The organism is Dyadobacter sp. HNCC25DJ183, assembly GCF_056895175.1.
On sequence record NZ_JBXHAP010000001.1, the window covers coordinates 462739 to 484223 of the forward strand.

Below are 21485 nucleotides of genomic sequence, written 5' to 3' on the forward strand. Positions count from 1 at the left end.
TATAAACCCAAAAATGATGCAGATTTAACTATGTAGGTTGCGCCTGCCGTTACTAAAAAGTAAAACCGTGCTCAATCTGAATAAAACAAATCACATAATCTTAGATTTCTGTCACAGGTTGCAACAAAGAAGTAGTAATTGACACAGCGTTTCTTTACGCTTCAGAATAAATCCCGAATTAAAAAAAGCCATGAAATTAAACTCTAAAATAATAGGATTTCTCGCCTTATTAGGAACGATGCCCGTTTGGGCTACTGCTCAGATCAATTTATGTCACCCGCAAGTATACGCCTATGAAAATGGCCAGCGCGGCACCTTATTTAACTGGGGTAGTGTAGAAGAAATAGACTTTGTTGTACCGGCGAGCTATGAAGGCCAGATTTTTATAGGTGGCCCGGCAAGTGGATGCGGCTCAATTTCACAGTTTATGTTCGATGAATGGGAAGTCCTCAACCCTGACAACACGATTTCAGTCGTAAGATCAAACACTAGTGTTCAGGTTGTATGGACAGGCGAAAACATACTAGAACAGGGCTACCTGAGGGTATCGGATCAACGATGCCCAGCTCCTTCTGGCCCTTTCTGTGACACAGAAGTTTCAACAGTTCCCACAACTCGTCCCGCCGATGATATCGGAGATGACGATGTATATATTCCTTACCTGAAAGTACTTCCGTCAACGGGAACGAAAACTTATACGATGTACTATGAGAGTAAATATACCGACATCAATGGACGAGAATACATCACACCAAGAAATGCAAATGTCGTAATCCAGTTCGAGCAAACGTTCCCTGTTACACTCACTCACTTTGAAGGAAAACAAAACGAGAATGTGATTGAACTTAATTGGGGCACGGCTTTGGAAAGTAAGAGCAAGAATTTCGAGATTCAGCGTTCCGGAAACGGGAAGGTTTTTGAAAAGATCGGGACAATCTCGGCAGCAGGTGAGTCTCATTCACATAAAAGTTATGTATTCCGCGACAATCAATTTATGAATGGTAACAATTACTACCGCCTTAAAATGATAGATTTCGACAATACGTTTGCATTTAGCAGTATCGTGGCGGTCAAAGCTGATATGAAGCAGAACTGGTGGTTATCGACAGATTATAACACAAGATCAATTCAAGTTTTTACAGATATAGATGAGAAAAGTCAAGTTGAAATCAGGCTATTTGACATATCTGGTAAACAAGTATTTTATGAAACCTTAAAACCAGGTAGACAACGAACCAGGGCCACCAATCTGCCAAACGGCCTTTACGTTGCACAGCTCACTTCCGGAGCAAGCAGGATAACAAAGAAAATACTGCTTTAATATACATCAGTTTGTTACATCGATCAAAGTAACGCCTAACCACACCAAACAACAAAAGACCACCAGGAGCCCAGATGGCAGACTTTTAGTATGAGAAACAAAAACGCTAAAAGTTATGCTTCATCAAAAAACCATCACCGACCTCCTTACCATCCACAAAATATTCATGGAACCCTCCGTCCCCACCTACGAGCGCGGGCGAGAGATCCTTGCCAAATACCCTGACGCCGAGCGCATTGAAGTGGATTCACACTGGAAAATCCCCGAGCTTTTCGGCTTTGAAGGCTCCGTTGACGACTGGCTTTGGAACAAAAAGAATGTACTTATTCTCGGTGCAAAGAAAGGTCTGACCTGCCGGCCCAATACCCGCAGCTCGCATTGGGTGGCGCCTTCGCAGTCCAATGGTTGCACCATGTCGTGCTCATATTGCTACGTGCCGCGGCGGAAAGGTTACGCCAATCCCATTTCTATTTTTGTGAACATCGAGCAGATCATGGGCTACCTCACCCGCCACGCCGCCAAGCAGGGCATCAAAGCCGAGCCAGATGCCATCGATCCGGAATATTGGGTGTACGAAATCGGCGAAAATGGGGATTGCTCAGCCGATGCGGCCATTTGTGATAACATGAAAGACATGATCAACCTCTACAAAACGCTGCCCAATGCCAAGCTCACTTTCGCCACGAAATTCGTCAACCGCGAAATGCTCAGCTACGATCCGCAGCTCAAAACGCGAATCCGGTTCAGCCTCATGCCGCATCAAATGTCCAAGCTTGTCGACGTCCGCACCACGCCCATCAGCGAGCGCATCGCCGTCATGAACGAATTCCGGGAGGCTGGTTATGAGGTGAATGTAAGTTTCGCGCCGGTGATATACTACGAAGGCTGGCTCGACGACTGGTACGCGCTTTTCGAGGAAATCAACCAGGTCCTCGACGAACAAACCAAAGCCCAGCTCGCCACCGAAATCATCTTCCTAACCCACAACGACCGCCTCCACGACGTCAACCTGGCCTGGCACCCCAAAGCCGAAGAAGTCCTCTGGCGGCCAGATATTCAGCAAGTGAAGTACAGCCAATCGGGGCAAAGGAATGTGCGGTATAAGAATAATATCAAGCGGGAGATTGTGGGGGAGTTGGTAGAGGCAGTGAAGACGCAGTTGCCTTATTGTCAAATTCGCTATGCGTTTTGACTTGTCACCCTGAGCGGAGTCGAAGGGCGCTACCAGCTGGGCAACCCGCTTTGTCATGCTGAGCGGAGCGGCCGCCGCTGCGGTCGAAGCATCGTGCACAATGCTTCTTACATGTTTGGTAGCGGTGCCTGCCCTTCGACTCCGCTCAGGGTGACAAGGGTAGGTGGTTGCTGCCGCATCTGCCCTTCGACTGCGCTCAGGGTGACAAATGAGGGGCACAACAACAATTTAAGCAAGTAAGCCCGTCCCCATCTCACCTTTGTCATGCTGAGCGGAGCGGCCGCCGCTGCGGTCGAAGCATCGTGCACAATGCTTCTTACATGTTTGGTAGCGCGGTGCCTGCCCTTCGACTCCGCTCAGGGTGACAAGGGTAGTAACTTAGCGTTATTACTAGCTTTGTCATGCTGAGCGGAGCGGCATAGCCGCAATAATGCCTTTCTTTGGTGCAGCCTCCTCGTAGCGGCCGTGTTGCTCATGCCCCGAATTGGCGGCACAGATCGCCTCTGGCTCAATGGTTTGTACGAAGCATTTTGCATCATCATCGTCTTCCCGGCCATCGTCTACCTCGGTGCCGGCGGCGTGGCGCGCAGCCAGGCGGAAGCCAAAATCTGCAAATTCCTCGGCGACCTTTCCTATCCCTTATACATGACACATTACGTGCTCGTCTATTTCTACGTCGCCTGGGTCAGCCGCCACAAAGGCATCACATTATCCGAAGCCTTCCCCGCCGCCCTGCTCACCTTCTCCGGCGCGATCGTGCTGGCGTACATCAGTTTGAAATTTTACGACGAGCCCACCCGGGCCTGGCTCCGCAAAAAGCTGAAATAGAGAAGCCTAAGAAAGCACCTCACTCCGCCGCGACCTACGTTTCCGAACCGGCGCAGGTTCCGGCTCCGGCACCGGATTGAGCGTAATCTCCAATTTATTCCCAAAACACCGCACCGTCACCTCATCCCCACATTCAAAACCGGCATCCAGCAGCCACTTCCCGCAAAGCCTGATCTCCGGCATCACCACATACCGATACCAAGCCCGCGGCACATATTTGCTATAAACTGTCAACTGCCTTTCCGAAGGCGAAGAAGATTTTTTTTCGTGTGTCATAGTTTGTAAGTTTGCTACATGGTCAACAAAGATAGCATTATTTACAAAAACATTATGCACCAGATTATAATTTATGCGCGTAATAAGTGTTTTTAATGTAGGATAAAATTTGTATTATATTGACACGAAACAGCTATAAATAGGCTTCTCGTGTCAAAACTTCGTCTTAATAGAATAAAATTAGTCCTAGTAGAAAAGGAAAAAACCGGCCGAGATTTGGCTAAGCATTTGAACAAGACAGAATCAACCGTTTCTCGCTGGTCGAAGAATGAGATTCAGCCTACATTGGAGACATTGTATGAGATTTCAGTTTTCTTAAAGGTTGATATTAGGGAGTTGTTGGTTTCGACAAAAGAGTAGAGTAAAATTTAGCTTCACAAACGCCCACTATGGAAGAGAAAGCGCATGTGAATCCTGCTGTGCTGAAATGGGCAAGAATTCGAGCTGGAATGTCATTATTAGCAGCGGCGGCGAAATCGGCAACTTCGCCAGAAATTTTGCGTAAATGGGAGAATGGAACAGCTTATCCCACGATTAAAGAGGCGCAAGAGCTTGCAAAAGTATACAAGCGCCCATTCGCTGTATTCTTTCTGCCAGGGATTCCAAAGGGTTTTAGGGTTTTGAAAGATTTTTAATTTAACATATTTAAATGGACAGTATTTATTGCTAATGATGGAATTCCCCTTGCCTCAGCCATCAATTTACCTACGTAAGCCATAACCAAATCATAATTGTTGAATAGTGTTTCTTTGTACAGATCTACAACATTGTTCCCAAATTCGTTGACAAAGAACTGATTACTTATATCCAGGGCTTCATTTAGGATATTTCTATGGTCGAAATTTTCATTAAAATCTCTTTTAGCCATATCAAGGAATACTGCGGACACATACGCGATTCTTATAATAGGATGCGGATGACTTTTTTCCTCAAAATAAATCTCTCTGAACTGTATATTCAGTAAAAACATAAAGTGTGAGAATACACCCGATAATGCTAGAACCAAAATTCTCTGCAAATTTTCTGATATCCTGTCATTCTCGTCAAAGCCATTCCGATAGTTGACTGCGTGAAAAAAAACGCTGTTTGAACCATGCATATCAGAATCGAACTCTTTCAAGTGCTTTGGCATTGAGAACTCTTCACTTCCATCAGCGTACTGTTCATCAATCCAATTTGTCAAGTCTTGGGACTTTTGAATCAAATGAGCCAATTCATGATAGTAAGTAAAAATCGTTGATGATTGAAAAAGAAGAAATTCAGGAGTTATATTTAGTAATGCGAGTAGCCTCGTAAATTCTTCAACACCTCCAACATTTGTAAAAACTTGGCTTGAATGAAAGAACTGATGTAGTCTGTATATGTATGCTTTGTTAACGCAAATAACATAATACTCGCCTATTTTTCCGGCCCCAGCATTCACACTATTATTTTCTCTGAAAAAAAATCTTGCCGGTTGAATGTTGTAGTCATTACAATGTTCAGAAAGATTGGTTTGGCAAAATTGAAAATATTTCTCACATACATCTTCAATTAGCGTATCGGTATAATCAAATATCTCAGACTTCGGAATAATATTTGCGCTGACAAGCTCACCAGCAATTTTATAATATTCATATCGCATAATCTAATCCTCAAGATACATAAATGATTGTGGGGGATATTGGATATTAAAATCTTTCTTCAAACACAATGGTTCAGGATATTCGTAGGTTTCGTCAACGTGTATAGCAAAAGCTAGTTCTCTCTCTGCAAAATATGCATCAAAATACTCCTCCGAAATTCCTGATTGTGTCTTCGTCATGCTCCATAGCGCCTTAGGGCTCTTAGATATAACTTTACCAACCTTGAATTCCCCAATTACCTTTTGTACAGGATACGACGCATAGACGACAATGGTCTCTATGTTTTTATTTTTATAAATCGCCTTGCGAAATTCATACTTTTTAGTTCCGGCAAATATTTTTTCAGCGAACTGCGGCTTAATGGACAATAATACTTTCATCTGTGTTGGTTTTTTCAATTATTGATAAAAAATGATCGGTGCTAATCTTTTCAAAGCCACGCGGAACATTATAAATACTAGATATTACTCCAATTTCTAATAACTGCTTTAAATTAATTCTTCTCGGAAACGAATAAGTGTATAGAAAGTTCACAATAAATGGCCTACTATTCTCTTTATGGTTCCATTGAGCTCTTAGTTGATCATCTGTAAAAACACTTCGTTTTCGACATAATCTGACAAAATCGTTTTCGTCGGCGATGTTTGTTACGACCGACTCAACAATCCCTATTGTGCTTATCACACTTGTATATAACTTCGGATCAGTGTCGCCGGTGCGGTAAAATATAATATTATCTCCAACTTTCAATGACCGATTTCTCCCCCTTGACACATACACTTTGCTGATAGAATTCCTATGTGGCTCATTCTCAACAAAGTCAAGCGGACTCTCAGTCTTTAATATTGAATCTGGAAGCAAATCTGTATGATAAGATCCATAGATAGGGATAATGTAGGTATCTGAGTTCACACTGATATTTGGGTAGGAACGCTTTGGATTTTTTGAATCATAGGCTTTCGAAAAATCTCTTATGTAAACTTTCTCTTCGCCTGATCCTGATTTCTTTGTTCCCCAATGATCAAACCCCCACTCTTCCAGTAGTTCTATTAACCTTTTCTGTTCCTGTGTATTTTCAAAAATAGTAACGTAAATCTCGTCAACCTTTTGACTTACAGCATTATCAAATATGATTTTCAAGAAACGTTCACCAAGTTTGAATCCATTTAATGTAACCTTAAACGTTCCAATTTTTAAGCGTCTCTTACTGGTAAACTCTGGCATTATATCCTTATAGTTTTCGCCTTTTTCTTCCACTTTAAGAAAAAGAAAGGCCATGACCTGATCTTCCTCATAACATATATAAGCGATCTCATCAGACTTTTTCCCAAACCAATTATCAAAACCATTATAGTCTCTTCTGAATGAATCAAAAAAATGATCATTTACATCGATATTGCCGAAATATTCCTTTTTGACGGCCAGCACTTTATAATTTACAAAATCAGGATTTTCACTATTCATTTTTTCGAGGTATCGTTCGATAGTAAATATTTTGTTTGCAATCTCTTCTCCCAGCTTTTTGCCCTTTTTATGGATGTTTTTATCCTCAGTGATCAAAATATCCACGCGGTCAGCTAGCAGCTCATTGAGCAATTTTGAATCATTGATATCATTTTCTGTCTTATCTGACTGACTAATAATGTCTTGAATTCTCGCATCCAGCGGCGCGAGGGTTTTTAACAAATAATAATTGTCAAGCTTCACAGACATCGTCTTAACAACATTCTCATCTTTATGGGTCTGAATTTCTTGAACTGTCAGTGGGTGAATTGACTTTCGATCACCCAGCTTGTCAAACCAACCGAATAACTTTCCTATTCCCGGGTTGACTATCTTACTTGTTTCTCGGTGAATAACAATATTGGTGTCTAATAAAACTCTCATTGAATATAGGTTAGAAGGATTTCGTGAATGTCAGATTTATTATCCGCGGGAAGGATGTGAATTGGTATGCCTAACTTCGCTGACAATATTCTAGCATACTCAATTTCCTCTTGCTGCATTTCAGCCAGATTGGAATCAATATACTGTCGATTGTCTCGCTGTTGGAGCCTGGTCGCTATTACTTTGGGATCATTCACTACTACAAGAAAAGCAGCAGGGTTCATTTGAACAAAGGTAGACTCAGGTATTCTTGTAACTGTGCCACTGGCGTCAAACAGACAAAAATGCCCATCGAGAATGTAGGCCTTATTCTCTTCAATAATATTTTTAAGTCCTGCCACAAGTCTATCCTGCGTAAAACTCACGTTTTCGACATTCTTGTTTTCTACACTGGTGGAGATTTCCTTCCAGCGGAGAACTTCGCTGGCAGAGAGGTATTCTATTCCAAGGATTTGAGCTTCCGGAATACATAATGTACTTTTCCCGACACCATGAATCCCGCCAACAAAGATGATATTTTTGAACATTGCAGAGGGTTTTCTGCCATCAAGTCATATCTTCTAACCTTTTACTTAAAACTTCAAATCCATTTATTATTCGGTAAGATTTCGGAAATATTCGGTTAGACACTTAACTCGAGAATCACGTGGTCACTATCCAATCCAAATTGTCCTCCGTAAAGAATATGTTCGATTTTTCTTTCCAACTCCCTACCCAGATAGGAATTTTTAGCTAAATCGTACTCTTGAAGTACTATCCTATCCCCAATCTGAAAGTTTCTGTCATTCAGCCTAATTTCATAGTTTTTCAGTCCGGAAGCGCTTCTGTTAAAGTGTTCAGTAAGACATTTCAGGTAATGGGTCGTCATCGTTGCTGTTAGTATTGGTAGAATAATAGACTACAAAGCTACTACTCTCAGAGACACCAATCGCAAAAAATTGTTGGTCATCAGCAGACACCAAAGATGCATTTTTCACTTTCGATTTAGCTGCTGAACTTATATCAAAATTGCACTATTCCACCAAACACCTTCAAGATCAGAAGAACTTTCGCCTGTATGGGAATTTTGTTAAACTATTGAAATACAAGATGCGTTTATTGTTTTGAGCGGCACGAAATGCTGGCTTGAAACTTGAAACATCTCCGTTCATTTTATCACTTTTACAATAAGCAGATTACGGCAAGTTGTGGACGGAGACACAAACACAGAGATCATGAAAAAATTGCAAAATTCCCTCAGACAGAACAAGCAGAAAGCGCAAGGAAACGAATTTTCGAGAAACCGTTACTCGGTACTATATACGCTGAAAGGGCAGTACCAGCACGTGGGCTGCTCGTCGCAGGAAGAGGCGCAGCACGTCCTGGGCACGCTCCAGACCGACGGCCACCGCATCCCCATCGGCATTTACGATTCCCAAACCGACACTTTCGAGTGGGAAATCATCGGCCAATACTTCCACAGCCAAAACCTCATGAGCGATCCCGAGGGCCGTTTGGAAGAAGTACTTACCGTTTCGCGGGCATTAAGAAGGCGAGATGGGAGTTGGCAACCGGGGGTGCTGGGGAGGGCGAGCTTTTTTGCGTAGTAGCATTGTGCACGTTGCTTCGACTGCGCTCAGCATGACAACGGCTGGCGCCTATTAGGCAGGTTACCTAACCTTTGTCACCCTGAGCGCAGTCGAAGGGCGCTGCTCCTCGGCACAATGCAACAAGGCGTTGCGCTTAAGCAGTGGCGTGCTTCGGCCGCCCGGCGGCCCGGTCCGCTCAGCATGACAAAGGCGGGCTGCTTTGCCTTTTTCCACAGAACTACCGTTACCTTTCACGCATTGGCACGTCTAAACCGAAAAAGACAACGCCAATGCACCACAAAACCTATCACGTTTACATTCTCAAATGCGCCGACGACAGCTATTACACTGGGGTCACCAATAACGTTGAGCTACGCTTCACTCAACATAATTCAGGCGTGAATCCTGAATGTTACACTTACCCGAGGCGGCCGGTAGAGCTTGTTTTTGCTTATCAATTCAAGTATGTGAATAATGCGATTACTTTTGAGAAGCAAGTGAAAGGTTGGAGCAGGAAGAAGAAGGAGGCGATAATTGGTGGGAATTGGGAGGCGTTGAGGGAGTTGGCAGAGTGTATGAACAAGACGACCTGGAAACGTGAACGGTAAAGTCAGTTATTGACAACTAGGCTGGTCAAATTCCAAGTTTGTCATGCTGAGCGCAGTCGAAGCACGCTACCAAGTTCGCTACATTTTAGCATTGTACCTGCCCTTCGACTGCGCTCAGGGTGACAAAGGTTAAACCGCGTGACCCTTAGGTGACAAAAAAGAAAGGCCGGGCTTATTTGTAGCCTCACCTCAAATGCAACACCACCAACGCCACAATCGCTGGCAGTGCCTGCACCCAGAAAATCTTCTTACTTGCCGTAAATGCCCCGTAAATCCCGGCTACCATTACGCAGGTCAGGAAAAATACGGCGATGTAAAATGACCAGTTGGGATCTTCGATGAACAAGGTCCAGATCAGGCCGGCGGCCAGAAAACCGTTGTACAGACCTTGATTAGCTGCCAGTGTTTTGGTGGGGCCGAAAAGCTCTGGTGCGAGGGAGCCTTTGAAGGTTTCTTTGCCCTTCGTCTCCCAGGCGAACATTTCGAGGTAAAGAATGTAGATGTGTTCGAGGGCGATGAGGCCGATAAGGATTTTGCCTAGTGTTTCCATTTCGTTCGATTCAGGTTGGTTCGGTGAATATAGAAATTCGTGCACGCTTTGCCGCATAGTCTGCTGTACTCGAAACAAATTTTGCGTTATCTTGCAGCTAACCATCGCCATTTACTTCACTCCCATTCTCATGATCAAAAAAAGTTGTACGCTATTCCTGTTCATTGTTGCCTGCTGCGCCGCATCGGTTGTTTCAGCTCAGAGCCTTAAATCTGAAAACCTGATCATTGAGAAGGTAAAAGACCATGTATACCAGCATATTACCTATCTCCAAACACAAAGCTTCGGGAGGGTTCCCTGCAATGGGATGATCGTTTTTGACAAAGGTGAAGCTATTATTTTCGACACGCCCGTCAGCGATTCGACTTCAAACGCAGTGATTGACTGGGTGGAAACAAATTTAAAATGCAAAGTAAAAGCAGTCATTGCCACGCACTTCCACGAAGATTGTGTAGCCGGATTAGATGCATTTCACAAACGCGGCATACCTTCCTACGCGACGAACAAAACAATTGCATCTGCCAAAAACGCGAAGTTTAAAGTACCTCAAAAAGGTTTCGATGATAAGCTGGAACTAACAGTAGGCGACCGCAAGGTGATTACCGAATTTAATGGCGAGGGACATACGCGCGACAATGTTATAGGCTACTTCCCAAGTGAAAAAGCCATGTTCGGCGGCTGCCTGATCAAGGAACTCGATGCAACAAAAGGTAACCTGGCGGATGCCAATGTGAAGGATTGGTCTACGACTGTCACGAAAATCAAACAAAAATATCCCGATACCCAAGTCGTAATCCCAGGCCACGGTGACGTGGGGAATACGGCGTTGCTGGATTATACGATCGCGTTGTTTGAGATGAAGAAGTAAAGTGGCTTTTAAAGTTGTCATGCTGAGCGCAGTCGAAGCAACGTGCACGATGCTTCGACTGCGCTCAGCATGACAAAGAGATTAGCATGACAAAGGCTTAACACAGCATCGTCTGCTCGCTGCGTCAATTATTTCACCCCTTTCCCAGTCGCGGCCCAGAAAATCCCGCCGTATAAATGATCCAGGAAAGTCTGGTCTGAATAGACAAGACCGATGTGGCCTAAGCCTGTGTAAAATGCGCGGCCGCCGTCGTAGTTATGGTACCACGCCATTGGGTGCTCTGCCCCCATTCCGGTGCCTTGGTTGGTTTTAGGATCGTAAGTTTTTTCGTCCAGTGTCACCAATATTTTCAGATCGTCGGCATTGTATGGCTTTTTGTATTCATACCATTCGTCCGTCCACATCAGGCGTTTTGGAAAGCGCTCCAAGCCTGGGAAATTGCTGTCTTTTACGTCCAGAAAGGCAGTTTGCTGCGCTGGGTGCGTTTTGAAATACATCCCAACCAGCTTACCGTACCACGCCCAATCGTACTCGGTATCAGCCGCTGAGTGGATACCTACCCAACCTTTTCCGCTTTTAATGTACTTTTCAAAAGCCGCCTGCTGCTGATCGTTGAGGATATCGCCCGTTGTATTCAGGAAAATCACTACCTGATAATTAGCCAGGCTTTTTTCATTAAAAACATCCGCATTCTCCTGCCAGTCAACACTGAAATTGTGGCGGGAAGCTAGGTTACGGATTCCGGCTACGCCCTCGTGAATGGAGACGTGGTGAAATCCGGCTGTTTTGGTAAAAAGTAAGGCTTTAAACTGCTGAGCCTGAGCAGTAAATGTCGCCGCCAGAAAAAGAGCAAGCGCGAGTAACTTTTTTTGCATGATTATAATTGAATTGTTGAATGGATTGCAAAACCGAATTGTAAGTAAAACAAGCAGGCAGGCGGAATATACTTTCTGTCATTTGTTTAAAACTTCCCACATAATGCGCGTATCATAATCTGTGTAATGCACATATTTCTTGTTCTGCATCCAAAGCAGGACGTGCTGATCGCTCTTCTTTTTATAGCGCGGCACCATTGGTCTCACATTATCAAGCTGTGAGTTGCGGGTAACAGGTGTGATTTTCCAGGTTTTGCCAAGGTCGCTGGTCTGCCCCTTCGATATCTCGAAAACGCCATTGATCTCGTGAGAAAAATAAACGATCTCCGGATTCAACGGGTCAATTGTTAAACCGCCTGAATAGTTCTCTTCACGCTCCGGCTTTCCTTGCGGCGTTTGCGGAAACCATTTGCCTGAGTCAATGAGGTGATTGTCTACCCACTTTTTCCCGTCGAAAACGGCATAGTAGTACTGGTGCTTTTCGCTGCTCGGGTAACGCGTGTAAGCCACTACCGGCCTGCCCTTTTTATCAATGACGATATCAAAAATCCACGCTCTTCCCGTTTCAGGTGAGGCTTTGTAAACAATGGAAGCATCTTCGGGGTGGAATGGAAGCTGGTCTACGTCCTTTATTTTAGAATCGTCGGCGCGCCAGAATGCCCCTTTTTCGTAGTAGCAATAATAAACAGAATTCAATGCCTCATTGCGCGGGTGCCCGTCTGTAAAAATCAGGTGGATCTTCGATTTTCCATCTGAAAAGTACTTGACATAAGGCCGGTTATTGGTGTCGAGCTTTTTGGAAGTGATAATTACTTTCGGGTCCGACCACGTTTTTCCATTATCAATAGAAGTAATGTAATTGGGCTTGAAACCGATCCAGCGGCCGAAACTGTAAACTTTGTTGTTCTCGGAACTCAGCAAAAAAGGATTTGCATAAGTGTAAGTCTCGCGGACAAACTGCTTCAACAATTCATCCGTTTTTGGTGTAAAAACAACCGAATCCGAAAAGCTGGCGACATTCCCGGGCTTTGAAGTAACATGCTGGATCACGCCCATTCCGTTCTTCCCTCCCCCGTGCCAGGTATATTGTGTCAAAATGTTCTGATCGGGCAATTCCAGGAACGCGGGATTGTCGTGATCGTCAACTTCAAGCTTGGTATATAGCCGCTTTTGCTCGCTTTTTCCGGATTTCAGATCCAGAGAGGCTGCAACAATATCACCTGTTTTGGTAACCCAACCAGTGACAACCGAGCCGTTTTTTGTATAAATCGCCCTCGGATCACTGAACCAGCACCAGGTACCATCGTCAGTCAGAGCTTGTTGTTTTTGGGCAAAAACGGGAGTTATTGCATTGAAGAGCAGAAGAAAATAAATACTGGTACGCTTCATCGGTCAGGAATGTCAGTTGTGAAAGGCTGTAATTTACCTCTTGTGACGATTTCTTCCGGTGAAAACCACGACTTATTATGCATCCGCTGCTTCCAGTTCCCCTGATTTCACCCGTTCCATATCCTTCAAAGCCCATTCAGCCATTCCGTGGATCACCGATTGCAGCTCCTTACCTGCCTCTGTCAACGAATAAGTCACATAAGGCGGCACGACCGGTTTTGCTTCTCTCGAAACCAGATTATCCGCTTCTAGTTGTTTCAAATGCTGAATCAGCATCTTTTCAGTGATATGCGGCATCGCCTTTTTTATCTCGCTGTACCGCTTACTTCCACTAATTAAATGGTAAATAATGATCGGCTTCCAATGCCCGCCGATCCTGTTCATCACATAAGTAACCGGACACGCAGCCAATGCAATCTGCTTATTGGCATGGATCGTCGAGCTTTCTTTGATCTTAGTCATAGATACATACTTTGGGGTAAGTACTTGTCAGAAAGTAAGTACAAATATAGCTTTGTGCCAACAAAAAACAACTTACAACTATGAAATATATCATCACAGGATCACTCGGCCACATCAGTTTACCCGTAACCAAAAACCTTGTAAACGCAGGACATGAAGTGGCAGTAATCAGCAGCAGCGCTGACAAGAAAGCGGAGATCGAAAGTCTCGGAGCGAAAGCAGAGATCGGTTCGGTTACTGACCTGTCATTTCTTAAAAATGCGTTCAGCAATGCGGAAGTGGCATATCTGATGATCCCAAGCAGCTTCTCGCTGTCGGATTACGCTGCTTTCCAGATCGAAGTAGCCGACAAGTACATTGAAGCATTGAAAGGCAGTAGCATCAAACATGTGGTTCTGCTCAGCAGTATCGGCGCGAACTTGCGTAAAGGCGCAGGGCCGATCGACGGACTGGGTTACCTGGAAGAAAAGCTGCTTGCATTACCCGGTCTTCACCTTGATTTCCTTCGCCCCTCCTACTTTTACAACAACCTGTTCAGCCTGGCCGGATTGATCCAGCAGGCCGGGATTGCAGGTAACAACTTCGGAGATACCGACGAAAAACTGGTACTCACCCACACCGACGACATTGCCGAAGTAGCTACCGCACATTTGCTGCAACCACTTAGCGGCCAAAATATCACCTACATTTCCAGTGACGAAAGACACCCGACTGAAATCGCCAACATACTGGGCAAAGCGGCAGGTAAAGACAACATCCCCTGGGTTACATTCTCCGACGAACAGGCTTACGAAGGCATGCTGGGTGCAGGTTTGAACGAAAGCTTCGCCACATTATACCTTCAAATGGGCCAGTCACTGCGTAACGGAACTTTGCAGGAAGATTACTGGAAAAACCACCCTACCACACTCGGCAAACACAAGCTGGAAGATTTCGCAAAGGAATTTGCAGCAGCATTGGCGAATTCCTAGGTATGTTTTAATGCCAAAAATTGAGCTAACATTAAAATTACATACATTTTAATGTTAGCTCAATTTATTTACCTACATTTGATGACATAACAGCTACTAACCTTAAAGTGAGCTAATTTTTAATGTTAGCTTAACACATAGGCAATCTTATGAAGTACCAGATTAACCCTGACCGAAGTGTTCCCTGGAATGATCTTCCAGATCTGCCACTTAATCCTGAATTATACAGAACTGTCGAGATATTTGAACAACTCGGCAGCGCGAAAGCAGCTTTAGGAAAACTTCAAGGCAGAAGCATTGCAATACCAAATCAAGGGATGCTGGTTAATACAATAAGTCTGCAAGAAGCAAAAGCTTCAAGCGCAATTGAAAATATTTTCACGACGGACGACGAGCTCTACAAAGCTTTCAGCGAAGACCAAAATGAACGGATCTCAGGCCCCCTTAAAGAAATCTTAATGTACCGGGAGGCGCTCTGGGAAGGCTTCCAATATCTAAATGAGCGGAAACAGTTTGATCATAACTATTTCAGGGACATTTACCGCCAAGTTAATCAGGCTAGCGATGACATTCGCCCCCCGTTTATTCATACATATATCCGGCAAGGTGGAACCGGGCCAAATGCTGGAAAACCTATATACACACCGCCGAGAGGCACTGGAATTGTAGACGCGAAGCTTGAAAACCTAATCCGATATTTAAATGATGATGTAAACTTCGCCGCTGATCCGCTCATAAAAATGGCCATTGCACATTTCCAGTTTGAAGCAATTCACCCATTTCGTGATGGAAATGGCCGGACCGGTAGAATCATGAATATTCACTATCTCACTCACAAGGGTTTGCTCGACTACCCTATTCTTTTTATGAGTCGCTATATTATGGATCATAAGGATGATTATTATAACGGCTTAATGGGTGTAAGTCAGCGAGGCGACTGGCATACATGGATACTATACATGCTCCGTGCCATTGAAGTTACCGCCAACCTAACCTATGATAAGATCAACGATGTTATCAATACGAAAGATGCGATTTTGAGAGCGATCATCGCAGAAACTGATGTTAAAAGACCGGAATCACTTGTAAATGTGATATTTACGCAGCCGCTCACGCGGGTAAGATACATTACCGGCCAAAAACTGTATTCCGAAAACACAGCAAAGAAATATTTAAATCAACTGGTTTCGATGGGAATTCTGGAACGCAGAAGTATCCAGGGTAACCACTACTATCTAAATAGTGAATTATACAGGATCCTAGCAGAATAATACTTTAAGTATGCACATCAATCGCATTATTAAAATATTATACACTAACATTAGGCAATCTAAAATTCGAAGAAATCCAAGATGATATGTGCTAACCGCCCGGCCGTTGTCAGTACTCACATTATGTTTCCGTTAAAATAACCCGTAAGTATAAGAAGGTTACAAAGTAATTGTTAACTTAAATTCCGTTATCAGACGGAGTGAATTGTTGAACTTGTAAACCTGATACTTGCTATGAAAAACAAATACATTTCAGTACCCCTATTCTTTGCGGCGGTTAGTTTGGTAGCCGGGTGCAGATTGGAGAAGGAAATTGATCCGGAAAGACCTGAAAAATTCGATTTACAGGCCGCCGAAGTGCAGCTCATGGACACTGTAACGGAGAACATTACCGGGGAATGGAAGCTCAGCAGCGTCGAATACGATATCAAGTACACAAACCCGAACGGTTCGGTTAAGAAGGATACGATTTTCACAGATTTCGCGACACTGGATATTCAATACGTTTCCCGGGAGGAGTCGCTGCGTTATCCAACTGTTAAAGGAGAGCTGCAATTTGGAGAGAAAACTTACCCCGTCCGATTTGGCATGATTGCGAATGGAGAGCGCCTGGTAAAGAAAACAGGCCCGCAGGCATTTATGTTGCTGGAATACGCATTCCCGGGTCCGCACGTCTGGCAAAATGATGAAATCTTCTTCCGCGACTCAGGACTGATTAATGAAAACTATTCGATTTTAATTGCTCCCGATTCTAGGACTATGGTCTGGAAAGGTCTTAACAGGGATATTAAACAGATCATATTCAAAAGGCAATAAAAAAAGCTTAGCATTTCTGCTAAGCTTTTTTTACGTTTTACCATGAAGTTACTTTCCCATTCGCAGGCGCGTCTGAGCGCCGCCGGGAGCGTCTTTCAACTCTACTTTGAGGCCGTTTTCCTTCACAACATCTCTATCAATAATTAACGAGAACTGCTGCATTCCCTGTGGTAATGCTGCCGTGATATTCCCGTCCGTGACCTTGATCTGCTTGTTTCCGGCATAAGCGATTACCCCGCCCGGCGTGTTCAAGGCCAATGTTACATTCCCTTTCGTCAATACCTCCACATCAAACCTTACCACGCTGAACCGTTTTCCAGGTGCTTCCATAACTGAGAGATTGTCGATCGGAAGCTCGCCCGATACTTTGCTGTAAACAGGCTGGTAAGTGATCTTTGTCCCTTTTCCAACATTGAAAGATTCACCGCTCAGCATTTTGGCCGCAAGCTGTTTGTCGGCAGTCACATTCTCCCATCTTCGTACAAATCGCGTATTCGGCACCCTGTAATCTCCTGATTCACCCAGTTTTGTCAAAAACCCGATCAGGTTGATAAATTCTTCCTGACTCAAACCGGCAGTCAGCCCCGGAGGCATCAGCGAGCCCGGCACTTTCTCCATTACCTGCAACTGACTTTTAGGAATGGAAACCTCCTTACCCGTCACATCACGGATCACCACGTCCGACGCGCCGTCAGAAGCCAGGTACCCCATTAACTCAGATCCGTCTTTCTTCACAACACGTTTCAGATCATAACCTTCTTTAATCGACTCACTTGGGTAAAGGATTGATTTGATGATCGTCTCGGCCGGTGAACTTGTTCCCAAACTGCTCAAATCAGGTCCGATCAATCCTCCCGCGCCTCCAATTGCATGGCAGGTGGTACAGCCAGATTCCACTTTTCTGAAAATCAACTCACCTTTCGCGGGATCCGCTTTTTCATTGACCAGCTTGGCAAGTCCCGCAATTTGTTGCTCGTTCAAATCCTGCGGCATTTTCTGCGTCGGCAATGTTCCACCAGAAGCTTCCAATGCACTTACCAGCACTTTCATTTCATCAATATTCTGCCTCGTCCAGCCAGCGCGGGAGCGAACAAGCTGTCGACCAGTTTTCGCGGCCGCTTCCGGGATTTTCTTGGCGGCAATAGCCTCACCCAATGCAGCTGCACCCGGATTTGTACCGATGAAAGCTACAAAAAGCTCAGTCAGATCAGTGTCTGCGGGTAATGTGCGGATCAGGTCAGCAGCTATCGGCGCTCCCGCTTTGGGATCAACCGAAGCCAGTTGCGCAGCCGCAACAACGCGTACGTCTGCGGGGTTTTTAGGTCCCGTCAAATCCATCATCAACTTCTGCGCTTTTGCTTTATCGATAGCAGCCAATGCGCCCAATGCCGCTTTTTTAGTATCCGTATCTCCTGATTTTACAAGATCCGTCAGCTTGCTATTCAGCTGATTGAGCTTCCACAAACCGGCCAGCCGGATCGCAGCCAAACTTACCGCATCGTCGTCACTATCGATGAAAGCAGCAACAGCCTCCGGATTTTTATCGGGTTGCACATTACGCTGACGCGCCGCATCTTCCAATGCAGCCAGCTGCGCACCCACATTCTTATCTTTATTTTGAAGCGATAATTCAAGGAGCATATTCAAATCGGCAGGTTGGCCGGTTCTGGCAATGGAGCTCAGTACATCTCTTTGATAATCCTCAGGTACCTGCCCTTTCTGATATAATTTCACCAGCAAAGTAGCCGCCTCCGGACTTGTCGCAGATTTTAATGCATATGCGGTTTTCTTGGCATCGCCCAGGAATTCAGGAGCGGATTTCAGCTTGCCGAGCCAAATTGGTTCCAGCTCGCGGATGGTTTGCCACAATGCAAAGTCTAGGAACTCGTCCATTTGTCCGTCCAATGCAAGCAATGCAGTTTTCGCAGCCTCGGGCGTTTTGGTTTTACGCAATGCGATCACCGATTCCAGGCGTACCTGTGCGTGTTCGTCTTTTACTGATTTGGCAAGAAGCGCGGGTACATTGTTCATTTTAGGGTACCAAAGTTCCAGCGCACGCAAAGCTGCCGCACGTGCATTGTGGCTTTTTGCATTCAAGAGTTCAAGTAAAATCGGCTGGTTGAAAGTTTCCATTGTCTGGTAAACCCACAATCCTTCCAATAGATTATGCTCGTAATTGCTATCATTTTTATCCAGCGCAGTTACCCATTTCTGCAAAGCCGGAATGACTTCTTTCGCACCTTTGGCTTTCAAAACCTGCTTGGCCTGCAAGCGCGTCCATTCTTCCGGGAGCTTCAATGCGTCTAGCAGCTCAGCTACACTTGCCTTCGACAGCTGCGGCTTGTTTACCAGCGGACGGTTCTTGGCAACAATACGCCATATCCTTCCATGCTGCTGGTCGCGGCGCGGATCGTGGAAATCGACCTCCCCGTGCTGGATAATCGGGTTATACCAGTCGGCCACATAAATGGCGCCGTCCGGACCTACGTTAATATCCACTGGGCGAAACGCCACATTATCTGTCCACATCAGGTCGTCGGTCTGCTTGGAAGCGTAGCCTGAGCCTTGTTCTTCCAGCCGGAAGCTGTTAATGCGGTTTGCACGAAAATCGTTGGTAATCATTCTTCCCTGCCACGCATCAGGCAAATGTCTGCCCGAAACTACATCCAGTCCGCTGTGCTTGGGCTGGCCCGGATTTAAGCCGCGGATAATGCGGGCTGCACCCGGTGCAGTCACAAACGTGGCGCCCGGAAATCCGTAATTAATACCTTCTCCACCTGCACCGTCCGTCAGGAACGATTGTCCCCAACGGTCAAATTGCAGACCCCATGGATTCACCAGACCGCGCACATACACCTCCATATCCAGGTTACGCGTGTTCAAAGCCCAGGTACCACCACCTTCCAGCCTTTTTATACCAAATGGCGTTTCCACGTGGCTGTAAATGTAGATCGACTGATTGAAATACATTCGTCCCTCCGGTCCCCAGCGGAATGTGTGGATCAAATGGTGGGTATCTCCGGTTCCAAATCCATTCAGAATGCGTCGTTTCTTATCAGCCTTACCGTCTCCATCCGTATCCGAGAAATGAAGGATTTCGGTTGAGTTAGCCACATAACAGCCGCCGTCGCCTGGCAGGATACCAGTTGGCTGGATCAATCCTTCTGCAAAAACGGTAGACTTGTCAGCCTTGCCGTCGCCGTCGGTATCTTCCAAAATAAAGATTTTGTCATTCGCCGACTCCCCGGTTTTCAAATGCGGGTAAACAGTGCTGCTTACTACCCAAAGTCGCCCCTCTGCATCCCAGTTCATCTGAATGGGCTTCGCAACCATCGGATCGGCCGCAAACAGGGTTACTTCAAATCCTTCGGCAACCTTGAATGAAGCAAGTTCCTTCTGCGGGTCCGGATCGGGATCTTCTTTAACTACCCTGTACTTACTGGAAGAAGTCGCCAGCAACATCGTCGCAATCAACGCGGCTCCATATATTGGTTTAGTGATTTTCATATTCTGGGTTTAGCTATTCAATTCTGTTACTTTCTTTTTTCGCCTTTTTAAGGCTTCGGTCTTATTCAGCTGAGCTGACAATTTTTTGTCACCCTGAGCGGAGTCGAAGGGATTGTGCAGGATGCCCCTTTTTTGTCACCCTGAGCGGAGTCGAAGGGAGTTCTTCAAGGAAGCATTACGCATATGCTTCGACTCCGCTCAGCATGACAAAGTTTCCTACTCCACCTTCCTCAACTCATACACAACTTCCTTCGCTTCGCTGTTCAGAATAATTTGTCCTTCCAGCCATTTGATGAGGATGTTCTGCTCTTCGAGACCCTTTACGTGCCTGCCTTGCTCGTACCTGCGGAAACCGATGATGTACGTCTGGTTTAAAGGGCGGTATTGGAAGAAGTGCAGCTCGTTCTTTTTCACAATCATATTCTGCACGCTTTCCGACTGGGTGTACTGCGGTCCCTGCTTAATCTCCACTCCTTTTTCCCAGTCTTTGGCAGAACCAACTGCCACCTGGTTATTCTCAGATGTTAAAACATAGTAACCCTTTTTCAATCCTGAAATGCGGATTGTCCTGGCATTGTCAACCACATCTGATACTGATTTTGGCGTTGGTAGCGGCAGGTATTTATTTTCCACTGCGAATTTGACTAGCGTATTCGCGGCACTCCCATTCAGCACTCTCGCATTCGAAGCTTCTGCCTTGTCCTTGGCAAAACTGATGGAGGTTGTTGCTTTGGCAGCATCGAGACCGAGTGCCTTTTCCATGATGGTAGCCAGTTGGTAATAACCTAACTCGGTGAGATGCACTGTGTTTTCGATGATGCTGTCCTTTTTGCTCGCAGCAAGTACCGGCTTGTAAATATCCAGGTACTGTTTACCGCGGCTTGACGCAACTTCGGAGATTGCATTGGAATACAGTTCCAGATCTGCATTCCGCTCGGCAATGCGCTGGGCCGTATCTTTTGAAACAACCGGGATAGTCGAAAGTAGCACAGTTTGCGCGCCCAGGGAATCGATTTTGTCAAGCAGTTTGTTCAAACCTTCCTTGAACTTTGGCAAACCGTCGCGCCCATCCTGCGCTTCAACACCGCCGTAACCAAGAAATACCACCGTTGGCTTCGCATTGGTGATATCCTGCATCAAATGCTGGTAAGGCGTAGGAGGATTGGTGTAAGTGGACCGGCCTTCTCCCCACACATTGTCACCTGTCCAGCCAAGATTACGGAAAGTCACTCCTTTATCAGAGAAGCGGGTGGTTAACATCATTTCCAGGTAACCAAACTGGAAATCGTTCTCGAAAATGGAGTTGCCGAGGAAGACAATCCGGTCGCCATCTTTCAATGTAAACCGGGATGAGCCGGTACTTTTAGACGGGTCCTGGCCGGAAACAAAACCGCCACTCAGGAAAAAAAACAGCAATACAATGTGACCGGCGAGAACCGGCACTTTTAAACTTCTCATGTATTTATGGGTT

22 protein-coding genes and 1 pseudogene are annotated in these 21485 nt (G+C 45.3%); 11 read left to right on the plus strand and 12 right to left on the minus strand.

From position 1 onward, the window contains the following. Nucleotides 1–190: 190 nt before the first annotated feature. The 3 genes and pseudogenes from AC1XTG_RS01915 to AC1XTG_RS01925 form a co-directional block, all read left to right on the plus strand. Nucleotides 191–1321 (plus strand): T9SS type A sorting domain-containing protein, encoded by a 1131-nt coding sequence (locus AC1XTG_RS01915; RefSeq protein ID WP_484840789.1) that lies wholly within the window; start codon nt 191–193, stop codon nt 1319–1321. A 115-nt stretch (nt 1322–1436) separates the two neighbouring features. After that, complete coding sequence (locus tag AC1XTG_RS01920) at nt 1437–2513, plus strand: spore photoproduct lyase family protein (protein ID WP_484840790.1); 1077 nt, start codon at nt 1437–1439, stop codon at nt 2511–2513. Between the two features lie 444 nt (nt 2514–2957). After that, nucleotides 2958–3341, plus strand: a pseudogene (locus AC1XTG_RS01925) (acyltransferase family protein); the annotation flags it as partial. Between the two features lie 6 nt (nt 3342–3347). On the opposite strand, the gene AC1XTG_RS01930 reads toward AC1XTG_RS01925, so the two are convergent. Next, complete coding sequence (locus tag AC1XTG_RS01930) at nt 3348–3617, minus strand: SymE family type I addiction module toxin (RefSeq protein ID WP_484840791.1); 270 nt, start codon at nt 3615–3617, stop codon at nt 3348–3350. Between the two features lie 150 nt (nt 3618–3767). Here AC1XTG_RS01930 and AC1XTG_RS01935 point away from each other — a divergent pair, with 150 nt between their 5' ends. Next, complete coding sequence (locus AC1XTG_RS01935; RefSeq protein WP_484840792.1) at nt 3768–3977, plus strand: helix-turn-helix transcriptional regulator; 210 nt, start codon at nt 3768–3770, stop codon at nt 3975–3977. A gap of 29 nt (nt 3978–4006) precedes the next feature. Beyond that, nucleotides 4007–4252, plus strand: coding sequence for a helix-turn-helix domain-containing protein (locus AC1XTG_RS01940; protein ID WP_484840793.1), 246 nt, complete (start codon nt 4007–4009; stop codon nt 4250–4252). Here AC1XTG_RS01940 and AC1XTG_RS01945 read toward each other — a convergent pair. The 5 genes from AC1XTG_RS01945 to AC1XTG_RS01965 all read right to left on the minus strand — a co-directional run bounded on the left by AC1XTG_RS01945 (nt 4249) and on the right by AC1XTG_RS01965 (nt 7997). Beyond that, on the minus strand, nt 4249–5241 hold the full coding sequence (locus AC1XTG_RS01945) for a hypothetical protein (RefSeq protein ID WP_484840794.1): 993 nt from the start codon (nt 5239–5241) through the stop codon (nt 4249–4251). The two genes, AC1XTG_RS01940 and AC1XTG_RS01945, sit on opposite strands and share 4 nt — an antisense overlap. Before the next feature lie 3 nt (nt 5242–5244). Beyond that, nucleotides 5245–5622, minus strand: a complete 378-nt coding sequence (locus AC1XTG_RS01950; protein WP_484840795.1) for an ASCH domain-containing protein — start codon at nt 5620–5622, stop codon at nt 5245–5247. Further along, complete coding sequence (locus AC1XTG_RS01955) at nt 5600–7129, minus strand: PIN domain-containing protein (protein WP_484840796.1); 1530 nt, start codon at nt 7127–7129, stop codon at nt 5600–5602. The genes AC1XTG_RS01950 and AC1XTG_RS01955 overlap by 23 nt, the downstream gene beginning before the upstream one ends. Then, nucleotides 7126–7656, minus strand: a complete 531-nt coding sequence (locus tag AC1XTG_RS01960; protein WP_484840797.1) for an ATP-binding protein — start codon at nt 7654–7656, stop codon at nt 7126–7128. The genes AC1XTG_RS01955 and AC1XTG_RS01960 overlap by 4 nt, the downstream gene beginning before the upstream one ends. A 95-nt stretch (nt 7657–7751) precedes the next feature. After that, complete coding sequence (locus tag AC1XTG_RS01965) at nt 7752–7997, minus strand: DUF3850 domain-containing protein (protein ID WP_484840798.1); 246 nt, start codon at nt 7995–7997, stop codon at nt 7752–7754. A 346-nt stretch (nt 7998–8343) separates the two neighbouring features. Between AC1XTG_RS01965 and AC1XTG_RS01970 the strand changes: the two genes are divergently transcribed. Both AC1XTG_RS01970 and AC1XTG_RS01975 read left to right on the plus strand, forming a co-directional pair. Then, a complete protein-coding gene (locus AC1XTG_RS01970; RefSeq protein WP_484840799.1) occupies nt 8344–8715 on the plus strand; it encodes a hypothetical protein in 372 nt (123 codons plus the stop codon). A gap of 272 nt (nt 8716–8987) precedes the next feature. Further along, entirely contained in the window at nt 8988–9305 is a 318-nt protein-coding gene (locus AC1XTG_RS01975) for a GIY-YIG nuclease family protein (RefSeq protein ID WP_484840800.1), read from the plus strand. A 184-nt stretch (nt 9306–9489) separates the two neighbouring features. On the opposite strand, the gene AC1XTG_RS01980 is transcribed toward AC1XTG_RS01975, so the two are convergent. Continuing rightward, entirely contained in the window at nt 9490–9855 is a 366-nt protein-coding gene (locus AC1XTG_RS01980) for a DUF1304 domain-containing protein (protein ID WP_484840801.1), read from the minus strand. A 130-nt stretch (nt 9856–9985) separates the two neighbouring features. Between AC1XTG_RS01980 and bla the strand changes: the two genes are divergently transcribed. Further along, a complete protein-coding gene (gene bla / locus AC1XTG_RS01985; RefSeq protein WP_484840802.1) occupies nt 9986–10723 on the plus strand; it encodes a subclass B1 metallo-beta-lactamase in 738 nt (245 codons plus the stop codon). Between the two features lie 128 nt (nt 10724–10851). On the opposite strand, the gene AC1XTG_RS01990 is transcribed toward bla, so the two are convergent. From AC1XTG_RS01990 to AC1XTG_RS02000, 3 genes are all read right to left on the minus strand, one after another. Beyond that, entirely contained in the window at nt 10852–11598 is a 747-nt protein-coding gene (locus AC1XTG_RS01990) for a ThuA domain-containing protein (RefSeq protein WP_484840803.1), read from the minus strand. Between the two features lie 78 nt (nt 11599–11676). Beyond that, nucleotides 11677–12987, minus strand: coding sequence for a BNR-4 repeat-containing protein (locus AC1XTG_RS01995; RefSeq protein ID WP_484840804.1), 1311 nt, complete (start codon nt 12985–12987; stop codon nt 11677–11679). Nucleotides 12988–13062: 75 nt separating this feature from the next. Further along, nucleotides 13063–13449: a winged helix-turn-helix transcriptional regulator gene (locus tag AC1XTG_RS02000; RefSeq protein WP_484840805.1), complete on the minus strand. Its 387-nt coding sequence runs from the start codon at nt 13447–13449 to the stop codon at nt 13063–13065. 80 nt (nt 13450–13529) lie between these two features. Between AC1XTG_RS02000 and AC1XTG_RS02005 the strand changes: the two genes are divergently transcribed. The 3 genes from AC1XTG_RS02005 (at nt 13530) to AC1XTG_RS02015 (ending at nt 16507) form a co-directional block, all read left to right on the plus strand. Beyond that, nucleotides 13530–14420: an NmrA family NAD(P)-binding protein gene (locus tag AC1XTG_RS02005; protein WP_484840806.1), complete on the plus strand. Its 891-nt coding sequence runs from the start codon at nt 13530–13532 to the stop codon at nt 14418–14420. Nucleotides 14421–14569: 149 nt separating this feature from the next. Continuing rightward, the gene (locus AC1XTG_RS02010) at nt 14570–15691 is read left to right on the plus strand and encodes a Fic family protein (RefSeq protein WP_056287515.1); all 1122 of its coding nucleotides are present in this window, start codon (nt 14570–14572) and stop codon (nt 15689–15691) included. Nucleotides 15692–15925: 234 nt separating this feature from the next. Next, on the plus strand, nt 15926–16507 hold the full coding sequence (locus AC1XTG_RS02015) for a hypothetical protein (RefSeq protein WP_056287513.1): 582 nt from the start codon (nt 15926–15928) through the stop codon (nt 16505–16507). Nucleotides 16508–16555: 48 nt separating this feature from the next. Here AC1XTG_RS02015 and AC1XTG_RS02020 read toward each other — a convergent pair whose 3' ends face one another. Both AC1XTG_RS02020 and AC1XTG_RS02025 read right to left on the minus strand, forming a co-directional pair. Further along, entirely contained in the window at nt 16556–20014 is a 3459-nt protein-coding gene (locus AC1XTG_RS02020; protein ID WP_484840807.1) for a PVC-type heme-binding CxxCH protein, read from the minus strand. A gap of 216 nt (nt 20015–20230) precedes the next feature. Next, entirely contained in the window at nt 20231–21472 is a 1242-nt protein-coding gene (locus AC1XTG_RS02025) for a GDSL-type esterase/lipase family protein (protein WP_484840808.1), read from the minus strand. Nucleotides 21473–21485: the final 13 nt, after the last annotated feature.

What these genes read in the sequence shown, in the direction of transcription:
- AC1XTG_RS01915 (WP_484840789.1), top strand. Translation starts at nt 191, where the DNA reads ATGAAATTAAACTCTAAAATAATAGGATTTCTCGCCTTATTAGGAACG.
- AC1XTG_RS01920 (WP_484840790.1), top strand. Translation starts at nt 1,437, where the DNA reads ATGCTTCATCAAAAAACCATCACCGACCTCCTTACCATCCACAAAATA.
- AC1XTG_RS01930 (WP_484840791.1), bottom strand. Translation starts at nt 3,617, where the DNA reads ATGACACACGAAAAAAAATCTTCTTCGCCTTCGGAAAGGCAGTTGACA.
- AC1XTG_RS01940 (WP_484840793.1), top strand. Translation starts at nt 4,007, where the DNA reads ATGGAAGAGAAAGCGCATGTGAATCCTGCTGTGCTGAAATGGGCAAGA.
- AC1XTG_RS01945 (WP_484840794.1), bottom strand. Translation starts at nt 5,241, where the DNA reads ATGCGATATGAATATTATAAAATTGCTGGTGAGCTTGTCAGCGCAAAT.
- AC1XTG_RS01950 (WP_484840795.1), bottom strand. Translation starts at nt 5,622, where the DNA reads ATGAAAGTATTATTGTCCATTAAGCCGCAGTTCGCTGAAAAAATATTT.
- AC1XTG_RS01955 (WP_484840796.1), bottom strand. Translation starts at nt 7,129, where the DNA reads ATGAGAGTTTTATTAGACACCAATATTGTTATTCACCGAGAAACAAGT.
- AC1XTG_RS01960 (WP_484840797.1), bottom strand. Translation starts at nt 7,656, where the DNA reads ATGTTCAAAAATATCATCTTTGTTGGCGGGATTCATGGTGTCGGGAAA.
- AC1XTG_RS01965 (WP_484840798.1), bottom strand. Translation starts at nt 7,997, where the DNA reads ATGACGACCCATTACCTGAAATGTCTTACTGAACACTTTAACAGAAGC.
- AC1XTG_RS01970 (WP_484840799.1), top strand. Translation starts at nt 8,344, where the DNA reads ATGAAAAAATTGCAAAATTCCCTCAGACAGAACAAGCAGAAAGCGCAA.
- AC1XTG_RS01975 (WP_484840800.1), top strand. Translation starts at nt 8,988, where the DNA reads ATGCACCACAAAACCTATCACGTTTACATTCTCAAATGCGCCGACGAC.
- AC1XTG_RS01980 (WP_484840801.1), bottom strand. Translation starts at nt 9,855, where the DNA reads ATGGAAACACTAGGCAAAATCCTTATCGGCCTCATCGCCCTCGAACAC.
- bla (WP_484840802.1), top strand. Translation starts at nt 9,986, where the DNA reads ATGATCAAAAAAAGTTGTACGCTATTCCTGTTCATTGTTGCCTGCTGC.
- AC1XTG_RS01990 (WP_484840803.1), bottom strand. Translation starts at nt 11,598, where the DNA reads ATGCAAAAAAAGTTACTCGCGCTTGCTCTTTTTCTGGCGGCGACATTT.
- AC1XTG_RS01995 (WP_484840804.1), bottom strand. Translation starts at nt 12,987, where the DNA reads ATGAAGCGTACCAGTATTTATTTTCTTCTGCTCTTCAATGCAATAACT.
- AC1XTG_RS02000 (WP_484840805.1), bottom strand. Translation starts at nt 13,449, where the DNA reads ATGACTAAGATCAAAGAAAGCTCGACGATCCATGCCAATAAGCAGATT.
- AC1XTG_RS02005 (WP_484840806.1), top strand. Translation starts at nt 13,530, where the DNA reads ATGAAATATATCATCACAGGATCACTCGGCCACATCAGTTTACCCGTA.
- AC1XTG_RS02010 (WP_056287515.1), top strand. Translation starts at nt 14,570, where the DNA reads ATGAAGTACCAGATTAACCCTGACCGAAGTGTTCCCTGGAATGATCTT.
- AC1XTG_RS02015 (WP_056287513.1), top strand. Translation starts at nt 15,926, where the DNA reads ATGAAAAACAAATACATTTCAGTACCCCTATTCTTTGCGGCGGTTAGT.
- AC1XTG_RS02020 (WP_484840807.1), bottom strand. Translation starts at nt 20,014, where the DNA reads ATGAAAATCACTAAACCAATATATGGAGCCGCGTTGATTGCGACGATG.
- AC1XTG_RS02025 (WP_484840808.1), bottom strand. Translation starts at nt 21,472, where the DNA reads ATGAGAAGTTTAAAAGTGCCGGTTCTCGCCGGTCACATTGTATTGCTG.